15 protein-coding genes are annotated in these 11,836 nt (G+C 23.0%); 9 read left to right on the top strand and 6 right to left on the bottom strand.

Translation table 4 applies throughout. The features are described from left to right. The first annotated feature begins 33 nt into the window (after positions 1-33). The 3 genes from AAHM78_RS08870 (at position 34) to AAHM78_RS08860 (ending at position 3,792) form a co-directional block, all read left to right on the top strand. Positions 34-1,728 carry a hypothetical protein gene (locus tag AAHM78_RS08870; RefSeq protein WP_342252890.1) on the top strand — a complete coding sequence of 565 codons (1,695 nt, stop codon included), beginning with the start codon at positions 34-36 and terminating at the stop codon, positions 1,726-1,728. A gap of 23 nt (positions 1,729-1,751) precedes the next feature. Then, entirely contained in the window at positions 1,752-2,924 is a 1,173-nt protein-coding gene (gene thiI / locus AAHM78_RS08865; protein WP_342252889.1) for a tRNA uracil 4-sulfurtransferase ThiI, read from the top strand. A 151-nt stretch (positions 2,925-3,075) separates the two neighbouring features. After that, entirely contained in the window at positions 3,076-3,792 is a 717-nt protein-coding gene (locus tag AAHM78_RS08860; protein WP_342252888.1) for an IS1595 family transposase, read from the top strand. A gap of 291 nt (positions 3,793-4,083) precedes the next feature. Here the strand turns inward: AAHM78_RS08860 and AAHM78_RS08855 are convergent, their stop codons facing one another. Further along, a complete protein-coding gene (locus AAHM78_RS08855) occupies positions 4,084-4,704 on the bottom strand; it encodes an ankyrin repeat domain-containing protein (RefSeq protein WP_342252887.1) in 621 nt (206 codons plus the stop codon). Between the two features lie 282 nt (positions 4,705-4,986). Between AAHM78_RS08855 and AAHM78_RS08850 the strand changes: the two genes are divergently transcribed. The 3 genes from AAHM78_RS08850 (at position 4,987) to AAHM78_RS08840 (ending at position 6,770) form a co-directional block, all read left to right on the top strand. Next, positions 4,987-5,682 (top strand): IS1/IS1595 family N-terminal zinc-binding domain-containing protein, encoded by a 696-nt coding sequence (locus tag AAHM78_RS08850; RefSeq protein ID WP_342252886.1) that lies wholly within the window; start codon positions 4,987-4,989, stop codon positions 5,680-5,682. A 44-nt stretch (positions 5,683-5,726) separates the two neighbouring features. Next, positions 5,727-6,443, top strand: a complete 717-nt coding sequence (locus AAHM78_RS08845; protein ID WP_342252885.1) for an IS1595 family transposase — start codon at positions 5,727-5,729, stop codon at positions 6,441-6,443. Between the two features lie 195 nt (positions 6,444-6,638). Further along, positions 6,639-6,770: a hypothetical protein gene (locus AAHM78_RS08840; RefSeq protein WP_342252884.1), complete on the top strand. Its 132-nt coding sequence runs from the start codon at positions 6,639-6,641 to the stop codon at positions 6,768-6,770. Positions 6,771-6,934: 164 nt separating this feature from the next. On the opposite strand, the gene AAHM78_RS08835 is transcribed toward AAHM78_RS08840, so the two are convergent. After that, on the bottom strand, positions 6,935-7,306 hold the full coding sequence (locus AAHM78_RS08835; protein WP_342255118.1) for a transposase family protein: 372 nt from the start codon (positions 7,304-7,306) through the stop codon (positions 6,935-6,937). Between the two features lie 59 nt (positions 7,307-7,365). Beyond that, positions 7,366-7,758 (bottom strand): transposase family protein, encoded by a 393-nt coding sequence (locus AAHM78_RS08830; RefSeq protein WP_342252883.1) that lies wholly within the window; start codon positions 7,756-7,758, stop codon positions 7,366-7,368. Between the two features lie 56 nt (positions 7,759-7,814). Between AAHM78_RS08830 and AAHM78_RS08825 the strand changes: the two genes are divergently transcribed. Next, complete coding sequence (locus AAHM78_RS08825; RefSeq protein WP_342252882.1) at positions 7,815-8,030, top strand: hypothetical protein; 216 nt, start codon at positions 7,815-7,817, stop codon at positions 8,028-8,030. A gap of 99 nt (positions 8,031-8,129) precedes the next feature. Here AAHM78_RS08825 and AAHM78_RS08820 read toward each other — a convergent pair whose 3' ends face one another. The 3 genes from AAHM78_RS08820 to AAHM78_RS08810 form a co-directional block, all read right to left on the bottom strand. Continuing rightward, positions 8,130-9,089: an IS1595 family transposase gene (locus tag AAHM78_RS08820; protein ID WP_342252881.1), complete on the bottom strand. Its 960-nt coding sequence runs from the start codon at positions 9,087-9,089 to the stop codon at positions 8,130-8,132. Positions 9,090-9,298: 209 nt separating this feature from the next. Further along, positions 9,299-10,258, bottom strand: a complete 960-nt coding sequence (locus tag AAHM78_RS08815; RefSeq protein WP_342252880.1) for an IS1/IS1595 family N-terminal zinc-binding domain-containing protein — start codon at positions 10,256-10,258, stop codon at positions 9,299-9,301. Between the two features lie 43 nt (positions 10,259-10,301). Next, entirely contained in the window at positions 10,302-10,772 is a 471-nt protein-coding gene (locus AAHM78_RS08810) for a hypothetical protein (protein ID WP_342252879.1), read from the bottom strand. Between the two features lie 72 nt (positions 10,773-10,844). Between AAHM78_RS08810 and AAHM78_RS08805 the strand changes: the two genes are divergently transcribed. Further along, complete coding sequence (locus AAHM78_RS08805) at positions 10,845-11,237, top strand: transposase family protein (RefSeq protein ID WP_342252838.1); 393 nt, start codon at positions 10,845-10,847, stop codon at positions 11,235-11,237. A 50-nt stretch (positions 11,238-11,287) separates the two neighbouring features. After that, the gene (locus AAHM78_RS08800) at positions 11,288-11,662 is read left to right on the top strand and encodes a transposase family protein (RefSeq protein ID WP_342255117.1); all 375 of its coding nucleotides are present in this window, start codon (positions 11,288-11,290) and stop codon (positions 11,660-11,662) included. Positions 11,663-11,836 lie beyond the last annotated feature (174 nt).

The raw sequence follows: 11,836 nt of genomic DNA, 5'->3' as shown, positions 1-11,836 counted from the left end.
ATATTTAAAATATAAGGAAAGGAGAATAAAACTATGTTGATGTTAATAAAAATTTATAAATTAACTAGTGCACAAATTATTATAATAACTATTATTAGTTTATTAATTTTTACTATTATCGTTTTAACAAGTTTATTAGTAATTTTTAGTTCGTATAAAAATAAACAATTTATGGTTTATAAAAATTTGCAATATATTCAAAATATTAATATTAAAGAAAGATTAAATCGTATTAATCAAATGGTACAAACAAATGAACAATATAGTTCTATTTTAGGGATTTGAATTAGTCGTTATAATCTTTTTTTAAAAAAAGATTTAAATAAGGTTTTTAAAAAATATATTCAAATTTTAAAATTACAAAATAATAAAGAATTATGAAAAAGATATAAATTAATGTATAGAATGCATAATAAAAGTAATAATTTAAAAAATCAATTGCAGTTATTAACAATTGAAATAGATTATTTTATTAGTATTGATCAATTATTACGAGAATATCAATTATTTTTTAAACAAAATTTTAATTATTTACAAGATCAAATGATCAAGATTAATTTACAAAACGATCTTAATCGAGAACAATTAGATGAAGTTATTAAAATAATTAATGATATGTTTAAAGAATTAGAAACAAATATTAATGCTATTAATGTTAGTCAAATTATTACTATTTTAAGTGAGATTGCGATTGCTGTTGTAACATTGGCAGAAATTTTAGATAATTTACCAACACTTCGTTATATTATAACATATGAAATTAAACAGAAAATGGCGGCCTTAAAAAATAAATATCAAATGATAAAAATAAATAATACTTTACTTTTACAATACGAACAATTAGTAGCAAACGTTGATGAAAAGTTAAGTTTTATTAATAAACAAATTAATAATTTACAATACAAAAAAGCTAAGGTTAACACTCAAGAAATATTAAAATTAATTGCCACTTTTAGTAATAAAATTGATAAAGAACAAATATTTTATAATATTTTTAAACAAAATTATGAAAAATTTTTAGTTATGAGTTTTAATTTTAATGAAATATTTGAAGCTATTAAAAATGAAATTGCTCTTTCAAATAAAATTAATTCTAAAATGATAGAAAATAGCAAAATAACTAACTTAGAAACTATTATTAATAAACAACTTGCTACTGTTAATCATTTTGATAATTTATTAATCATAGAACATCAAAAATCAATAAAAAATACTAGTTATGAAACATTAGTGATGTTATTAGCGGCGTTATTTGAAAATAGTATTGTTGTTTTTAATAGTTTAAAAGAGTATAATAAATTGTTGAATGAACAAAATAAAGCAAAAATTAAATTTAAAACTTATGTTGATAAAATCAATTCAATGATGTTACAAATTGATAATATTTTAAATAATATTAATTTTTATTATTTAAATGAAATTTATAAAGAAAAGTTTAGTGATTGACAATATTTAATAAATGATACTATTTTAAATTTTCAAAATGGAAATTATGATAATTCTTCTTTTAGTAAATTTAATGATTTACAAAATAAAATTTTTCATCTTTATACTGAATTAAAAATGGAAATTACTATTCATAAATTATCACATTTAACTCTTGTTTATGCTAATCGTCATCGTTCAATTAATCAGCAACTTAATAGTAAATTTAATGAAATTGAAAATAATATCACTAATAATCATAATCAAAAAGCATTAACATTATTATTGGAATTAATGGAATAAATTTTAAAAAAGAGGAAAATTAAATGGTACCAATTATTATTATTCGTTATGGTGAATTAACAACTAAAAGTAAAAATCGGATTGATTTTATTAAACAATTAAAAATAAATATTAAGTATGCTCTTAGTGATTATAAACAAATAAATATTATTCATTTTCATGATCGGATGGAACTAACTAATTTATCTCTTGACGTAATGAATGATGTTATTAATATTTTGGTGAAAATATTTGGTATTAGTTCATTATCACCTGCTTTTAGAATTGCTAAAAATATGGAAATATTATCAGAAAAAGTAATATCATTAATTTTAAGTCAAGATCTAACAAATTTTAAAACATTTAAACTTTTTGTTAGTCGTAGTGATAAGAGTTTTTCATTAAATTCAGAACAAATAGTTAAAATTATAGCTTCTATAATTTTAAAAAAAACAGATTTAAAAGTTAATGTTACTAATCCTGATTTAAAAATAAATATCAAAGTTAATAAGGATGATATTTATTTATTTGCAAATAAAATTATTGGTGCTGGTGGATTTCCAGTAGGTAGTTCAAGGAAAGTGTTATTATTATTGAGCGGTGGTATTGATTCCCCTGTAGCAGCATATAAATTAATGAAACGAGGATTACAAGTTCAATATTTACATTTTGCTACTCCACCTTTTACTTTACCAACAGCATTAAAAAAAGTAGAAACTTTAGTTCAAATTTTAGCACCTTATAATGCTGGTAGTAAAAATTTATATATTTGCAATTTTACTAACTTGCAAAATGAATTAAGTCATATTAAGAAAGAAAGTTATCGTATTACTTTAATGCGTAGAATGTTTATTAGAATTGCTAGTTTATTTGCAGAAAAATATAAAATTCAAGCATTAGCAACTGGTGAAGCGATTGGTCAGGTTGCTTCACAAACATTAGCAAGTATTAATGCTATTAATATTGTTAGCAATTTACCAATTTTGCGTAGTTTAATTGCCGAAGATAAAGTTGATATTATTAATCTTGCTAAAAAAATTGGTACTTATGAAACATCAATTTTACCATTCGCTGATTGTTGTTCATTATTTGTTCCCAAAACCCCAGTTACACAACCAAAGATTAAAGAATGTGAACTTTTAGAAAATGATTTAAAGCAAATAATTGATTGAGAACAAATTTTAATAAATAGTTTTAAAGATATTGAAAAAATATAAATAAATTTAGGAAATTATCCCCACATGTACTGGTGTGGAGGAAAAAATGAATTGAAATGAATTCAATAGCATATTTCAAACTGAAAACGATTGTTTGAAATATATAGCGAAGTTGAAAATAATGAAATGCATCAGGTGTGCTTCTTCTAGTTTGAATACTTCTGATTTGAGAAGAATACGATGTTTGAACTGTAACCAAACATTTAGTATTCTTTATGGAACCATTTTTTATAAGTCACAGACCCAAATGACATCTTGGTTTTATCTCATCTTTAGATGAATAAACACAAAGCATGGCATACCAGCAACCGATGTTGCAAGGGAATTGGGTGTGACCTATAAAACAGCTTGAAGAATGTGTCATGAAATCAGGACTAGAATTGGAAATCAAGATGCAGGTTTCATTGTTGATGGCACAGCACAGATGGATGAAATGTATCTTTCACATTTAGGTTTTAAAAAAAAAGGAAGATCCTTGTTGAATAAAACTTTGATTGTTGGAGTTTATGAGAAAACCAGCAACAAACTAATTGTGAAGGTGCTGAAAAATGCAGATGAAAAAAACCTTTTAAGATTTGCATTGAAACACATTTTTACTGAGTGCTGTCTATTTACGGATTCTTGGAAGGGATATGTAAGTTTCAAAAACTTCTATCCCAAACATGAAATCGTAAATCATGAAGTTGGGTATGTGTCACCAACAGGTGTAAACACAAACCAGATTGAATCAGCATGAAAGCACATCCGACGAACTTTCCGAACACACATAAGAGTTTCAAAGCACAATATTCATTTATATGCAAAAGAATCAACATATAAATTCAATAACATACCTAGTTTTGAAACTGTAATTTTGTGTTTGATTTAAATACATGCAGGGATAATTTCCTAGGTAGGCTTTTATCTCCATTTATGTGATAAAATTTAAAAATAGTACATAAAGGGATAAAAGCCTAAATTTATTAATAATTTAATATTTTTAATAAATGCAGTTTATTTACTTTAAATAACAAAAAGAGTGAAGTTTCACTCTTTTTGTTATTTTTTAATAGTAAACTATAAAATATTACAATAAGTATTTTGATTACTTGTTGAAGTTTGATTTTGTAAATCAATTGCATTTATTTCATTTACTAATAATTTTGTTTTTTCAATTCTTTTATTGATTTCATTTATTTTTTTTCTTATCAATTTCTAATTGAGCAAGTTTTAAATTTATTTGTAATTTTTGATATGGATTTGGTTCTCTAAAGTCAATATTGGTTGTTATTTTTTGTACTTCATTTGCTAATTCTTGAAGAGATTTAACTTCAAAATTATTTTTATTGGTTGTAACATTAAGAATAGTAGGTAATCCAAATTTATATCGTTGCTTTATTTCTTGTTCATAAATTTCATAGGCTAATCTTTCAACTATTTTTGGGCGTTTGTTTTTAGCAGCTATTGTTAAAGCTGTATCACCATTTTCAATGGTATCTAGTAAAAGATTATCATAGTTATAATAACCATTTGTTTTTAAATATTTGGATATAATTATTTGTACATTAATATTATTTAATATTCAAGGATCAGGTCTATTTTTAACTACAGGATAAATATCAACACCATTATCTATTAAGATGTTAACTACATCTAAATGACCATTTTGCGCTGCTCATATTAAAGCGGTTATATCATCGCATATATAATTAACATTGCCACCATTTTTAATTATTTTTTTAATTACTTGTAGATCACCGATTTTAGCAGCTTTTATTAAATTAATATTTTGAATATCCATTTTTTTCTCCTTATTTGATTAAAAATAACAAACTCACTTACTTTAAAATGAAGTAATAAGTTGAAAACTTGTATTAAGTTTATGCAGATTTTAACATATTATTGGTTTTAATATGTAAAAAAATATATTAGACTTGGTGCAAAACTAAGGTAATTAAAAATTATATATTCCTGCTATTAAATTAAATCTTAATGCAAATCTTTTTTAATTTTCACAAAAAATCTTGATATTACTTTTAATTTTAAATTAAAAGTAATATTTTTATATCAGGGGTGATTTTTTGTGACTAATAATGAATTAATTGATGTTTTAAAAAACAAAAAAGATGAAGAATTTATAAAAATTATTAGACATTTTAAAAATAGAATTAAACAAATTGAGAAAAAAGAAAAATTAGATGCAATTGATAAAAAATTTAAAGAAAAAGGAATTCAATGTCCAAATTGTAAATCTTATTGATGTGTAAAAAATGGTTTTAAGAATAATAAGCAAAAATATTTATGCAAAGATTGTAAAAGTAGCTTTGATGCTTTAAGAAATCATTTTTTACATTGAAGTCATTTATCTCATGAACAATGAGATTGAATAATTTGATTGTCATTGTTAGGTCAATCTGCTTATACTATTTCTCAATTTGCTAAAATTTCAAAAACATCAGCATGATTTAATCGTCAAAAATTTATGAAATCATCACAATTAGCAAAAACACAAAAACCATTCACAAAATTAAAAGGTAGAATTGAAATTGATGAAACTTTTCTCAAAGAAATTCATAAAGGAAATTTCAAAAATCCAGATGATCCAAGAAAAAAATGAATTGAAGAAAATGCTAAAGATTTAAACTGTTGTATTGAAATGGCAATTGATGAAAATAAAAATAGGAAATTATCCCCACATGTACTAGTGTGGAGGAAAAAATGAATTGAAATGAATTCAATAGCATATTTCAAACTGAAAACGATTGTTTGAAATATATAGCGAAGTTGAAAATAATGAAATGCATCAGGTGTGCTTCTTCTAGTTTGAATACTTCTGATTTGAGAAGAATACGATGTTTGAACTGTAACCAAACATTTAGTATTCTTTATGGAACCATTTTTTATAAGTCACAGACCCAAATGACATCTTGGTTTTATCTCATCTTTAGATGAATAAACACAAAGCATGGCATACCAGCAACCGATGTTGCAAGGGAATTTGGTGTGACCTATAAAACAGCTTGAAGAATGTGTCATGAAATCAGGACTAGAATTGGCAATCAAGATGCAGGTTTCATTGTTGATGGCACAGCACAGATGGATGAAATGTATCTTTCACATTTAGGTTTTAAAAAACAAGGAAGATCCTTGTTGAATAAAACTTTGATTGTTGGAGTTTATGAGAAAACCAGCAACAAACTAATTGTGAAGGTGCTGAAAAATGCAGATGAAAAAAACCTTTTAAGATTTGCATTGAAACACATTTTTACTGAGTGCTGTCTATTTACGGATTCTTGGAAAGGATATGTAAGTTTCAAAAACTTCTATCCCAAACATGAAATCGTAAATCATGAAGTTGGGTATGTGTCACCAACAGGTGTAAACACAAACCAGATTGAATCAGCATGAAAGCACATCCGACGAACTTTCCGAACACACATAAGAGTTTCAAAGCACAATATTCATTTATATGCAAAAGAATCAGCATATAAATTCAATAACATACCTAGTTTTGAAACTGTAATTTTGTGTTTGATTTAAATACATGTGGGGATAATTTCCTAGGTAGGCTTTTATCTCCATTTATGTGATAAAATTTAAAAATAGTACATAAAGGGATAAAAGCCTAAAAATATTTATGCTCAAACAACAAATACTAAAAGATTAACAAAAAAATGAGTACAAGAAAATTTAACATCTAAGCTTATCGAAGAAAAATCAATTATAGTTTGTGATATGCAAATACTATATGATACAGTAGCTAAACAAACAAAATGTACTCTCAAGAAATTTAAATCAAAAGAAAATAAAGAATTAAATTATAAAAATTTAAGTAATATCAGTAAAATACAATCAAGTTTAAAATAATTTATTACTCATTATCATGGCATTGGATTTACCAATATTCAAAATTACCTCAATTTATGAAAATTTAAATACCAACATTATAAAATATCACCTTATGCAAAATCTGAAGCATTATATTTCAGTTTGTAAAAAAAATAAATCCCAAAATTAAATAAAATCAAATTTTAGGCCAGGTTGATGATTTTTTTTATTTCATCAAGAGTTTTTTTGAAAATTAAAACAAATCTTCGTATTTTATTGCGATATTTTAAACTTAAAATTTTAAAACGTTTTAGTTTAGCAAATACGTGTTCAATTTTAATTCTAATTTTACTTAAAGTTTTATTGTATTCTTTTTGAATTGGTGTTAATTGATTGTATTTACTTTTTTTAAATGGCAAAAATGTATTTTTATGAATATTTTGTATACCTTGATAACCTGAATCAACAAAAACTTGTTTTTCTGGATGAATAAAAGTTTTAGATTTTAGAAGCAATTTAAAATCATGAATGCTTCCAAAACAAAAAGCAGTTGAAATAATTTTTCCATTGGAAATATCAATAATTATTTGGGATTTGAGAGAATGATGTTTCTTTTTACCTGAAAAAAGTAATTTTAGTTTTTTTTAATTCTTTCAATTGGAGTTTCAGTAGCATCAATAGCTAACAAATTATTATTAGTACCTTTATTTTTTGTTAAATCTTTTTTTCCAGTTAAATTAAAAATTCCGCTTTTTATTAAAATATTTTCAATTCAAAAAATATTACGAATGCAACTAGTATGACTAATATTATATCTTTTTGCAATAACTCTATAACTACTATAGTCTTTTCAATATTCTAAAGTCATTAATAAACGCTCTTCAATTACAATTTTATTTTTTCTACCACCATAATATTTTTGTTTAGACTCAGCAATTTTTAAAATTTCAAGCATTTTATAAAATGTTTGTGGCTTTATGCCGACTAAACTATAAAATTCTTGATCATCTTTATATTTTTTCAACATAATAACTATCACCTTTAATATTAATAATAATCGTTAAATTGTTAAAATTAAAGGTTTTGCACCAAGTCTATTGATCAATAGCTTTTTTAAAATGAGAAATACCGCTTCATATTTTACATTCTGCAATAAAAACATTAGAGTTATCATATCTTAATAATATATCTGTTTTTCCAGAAACATTAAAGGTTTCACCAGTTGCTGTTCCATTAAAATGACTGTTAATAACAAATAATATGTTATTACGAAAGTCTTCTTCTTGATTTTTTTGATAAGAATTTTTTTTTAATTTTCAAAAAAACTCTTGATGAAATAAAAAAAATCATCAACCTGGCCTAAAATTTGATTTTATTTAATTTTGGGATTTATTTTTTTTACAAACTGAAATATAATGCTTCAGATTTTGCATAAGGTGATATTTTATAATGTTGGTATTTAAATTTTCATAAATTGAGGTAATTTTGAATATTGGTAAATCCAATGCCATGATAATGAGTAATAAATTCTTTTAAACTTGATTGTATTTTACTGATATTACTTAAATTTTTATAATTTAATTCTTTATTTTCTTTTGATTTAAATTTCTTGAGAGTACATTTTGTTTGTTTAGCTACTGTATCATATAGTATTTGCATATCACAAACTATAATTGATTTTTCTTCGATAAGCTTAGATGTTAAATTTTCTTGTACTCATTTTTTTGTTAATCTTTTAGTATTTGTTGTTTGAGCATAAATATTTTTATTTTCATCAATTGCCATTTCAATACAACAGTTTAAATCTTTAGCATTTTCTTCAATTCATTTTTTTCTGGGATCATCTGGATTTTTGAAATTTCCTTTATGAATTTCTTTGATAAAAGTTTCATCAATTTCAATTCTACCTTTTAATTTTGTGAATGGTTTTTGTGTTTTTGCTAATTGTGATGATTTCATAAATTTTTGTCGATTAAATCATGCTGATGTTTTTGAAATTTTAGCAAATTGAGAAATAGTATAAGCAGATTGACCTAACAACGACAATCAAATTATTCAATCTCATTGTTCATGAGATAAATGACTTCAATGTAAAAAATGATTTCTTAAAGCATCAAAGCTACTTTTACAATCTTTGCATAAATATTTTTGCTTATTATTCTTAAAACCATTTTTTACACATCAATAAGATTTACAATTTGGACATTGAATTCCTTTTTCTTTAAATTTTTTATCAATTGCATCTAATTTTTCTTTTTTCTCAATTTGTTTAATTCTATTTTTAAAATGTCTAATAATTTTTATAAATTCTTCATCTTTTTTGTTTTTTAAAACATCAATTAATTTATTATTAGTCACAAAAAATCACCCCTGATATAAAAATATTACTTTTAATTTAAAATTAAAAGTAATATCAAGATTTTTTGTGAAAATTAAAAGAATTTTTTAGTCTTTCGAACTCTTTTCCACAATCGTTTTTTAATTTTCAAAAAAACTCTTGATGAAATAAAAAAAATCATCAACCTGGCCTAAAATTTGATTTTATTTAATTTTGGGATTTATTTTTTTTACAAACTGAAATATAATGCTTCAGATTTTGCATAAGGTGATATTTTATAATGTTGGTATTTAAATTTTCATAAATTGAGGTAATTTTGAATATTGGTAAATCCAATGCAATGATAATGAGTAATAAATTCTTTTAAACTTGATTGTATTTTACTGATATTACTTAAATTTTTATAATTTAATTCTTTATTTTCTTTTGATTTAAATTTCTTGAGAGTACATTTTGTTTGTTTAGCTACTGTATCATATAGTATTTGCATATCACAAACTATAATTGATTTTTCTTCGATAAGCTTAGATGTTAAATTTTCTTGTACTCATTTTTTTGTTAATCTTTTAGTATTTGTTGTTTGAGCATAAATATTTTTATTTTCATCAATTGCCATTTCAATACAACAGTTTAAATCTTTAGCATTTTCTTCAATTCATTTTTTTCTTGGATCATCTGGATTTTTGAAATTTCCTTTATGAATTTCTTTGATAAAAGTTTCATCAATTTCAATTCTACCTTTTAATTTTGTGAATGGTTTTTGTGTTTTTGCTAATTGTGATGATTTCATAAATTTTTGTCGATTAAATCATGCTGATGTTTTTGAAATTTTAGCAAATTGAGAAATAGTATAAGCAGATTGACCTAACAATGACAATCAAATTATTCAATCTCATTGTTCATGAGATAAATGACTTCAATGTAAAAAATGATTTCTTAAAGCATCAAAGCTACTTTTACAATCTTTGCATAAATATTTTTGCTTATTATTCTTAAAACCATTTTTTACACATCAATAAGATTTACAATTTTGACATTGAATTCCTTTTTCTTTAAATTTTTTATCAATTGCATCTAATTTTTCTTTTTTCTCAATTTGTTTAATTCTATTTTTAAAATGTCTAATAATTTTTATAAATTCTTCATCTTTTTTGTTTTTTAAAACATCAATTAATTCATTATTAGTCACAAAAAATCACCCCTGATATAAAAATATTACTTTTAATTTTAAATTAAAAGTAATATCAAGATTTTTTGTGAAAATTAAAACAATCATTAATAATTTTAAGTATTTCTTCATAAAGACTATTATCTATTATCTGCGTTGATTCATTAATGTTATTTTTAGTTATTACTTTAGGAATTTTTATTCTTTTTCTAGGTTTGGAAATAGGTATTGAAAAAGTCTCTGACATATTTTTATTTTGTTTTAGGGGTATTTTAAGTCCAGTAAAAGCTTTTTGTCTTTTTAACAAAATGTCTTTTCTATTCTTAAAAACATTATCAATATATGGCTTTAAGATAGCATTAAATGATTGAATATCTCTGTTAATACTTCCTGTATTATCTTTGATTATTTTCTCCATTTGATTATATTCATGATTAACACTTTCTATGTTATCATCTTGATATGAAATAATTTCAAATGATAAACAATTAGAATTCAATCTTACATTTTTATTAGAAAAAAGACCCGAAGCCATAGTAGACTTGGTGCAAAACCTTTAATTTTAACAATTTAACGATTATTATTAATATTAAAGGTGATAGTTATTATGTTGAAAAAATATAAAGATGATCAAGAATTTTATAGTTTAGTCGGCATAAAGCCACAAACATTTTATAAAATGCTTGAAATTTTAAAAATTGCTGAGTCTAAACAAAAATATTGTGGTGGTAGAAAAAATAAAATTGTAATTGAAGAGCGTTTATTAATGACTTTAGAATATTGAAAAGACTATAGTAGTTATAGAGTTATTGCAAAAAGATATAATATTAGTCATACTAGTTGCATTCGTAATATTTTTTGAATTGAAAATATTTTAATAAAAAGCGGAATTTTTAATTTACCTGGAAAAAAAGATTTAACAAAAAATAAAGGTACTAATAATAATTTGTTAGCTATTGATGCTACTGAAACTCCAATTGAAAGAATTAAAAAAAACTAAAATTACTTTTTTCAGGTAAAAAGAAACATCATTCTCTCAAATCCCAAATAATTATTGATATTTCCAATGGAAAAATTATTTCAACTGCTTTTTGTTTTGGAAGCATTCATTATTTTAAATTGCTTCTAAAATCTAAAACTTTTATTCATCCAGAAAAACAAGTTTTTGTTGATTCAGGTTATCAAGGTATACAAAATATTCATAAAAATACATTTTTGCCATTTAAAAAAAGTAAATACAATCAATTAACACCAATTCAAAAAGAATACAATAAAACTTTAAGTAAAATTAGAATTAAAATTGAACACGTATTTGCTAAACTAAAACGTTTTAAAATTTTAAGTTTAAAATATCGCAATAAAATACGAAGATTTGCATTAAGATTTAATTTAATAGCATGAATATATAATTTTGAATTACCTTAGTTTTGCACCAAGTCTATTATAATTTTTCCCAAATTATTTATTATTAATTATTGAAAAAATAATGTTTATTTTTTCTTTTTTAATATAAATTTTAGAAATAAAATTTATTTTTTTTATTTCTAAAAAAGTTGATTTTAAGTGTTTTAAATAGTTTTGTATTAAAAACAATAACTT

The organism is Spiroplasma endosymbiont of Zeiraphera isertana, from assembly GCF_964030805.1.
Lineage (GTDB): Bacteria > Bacillota_I > Bacilli_A > Mycoplasmatales > VBWQ01 > Spiroplasma_E.
This window is presented reverse-complemented; position numbering and strand designations above follow the sequence as displayed.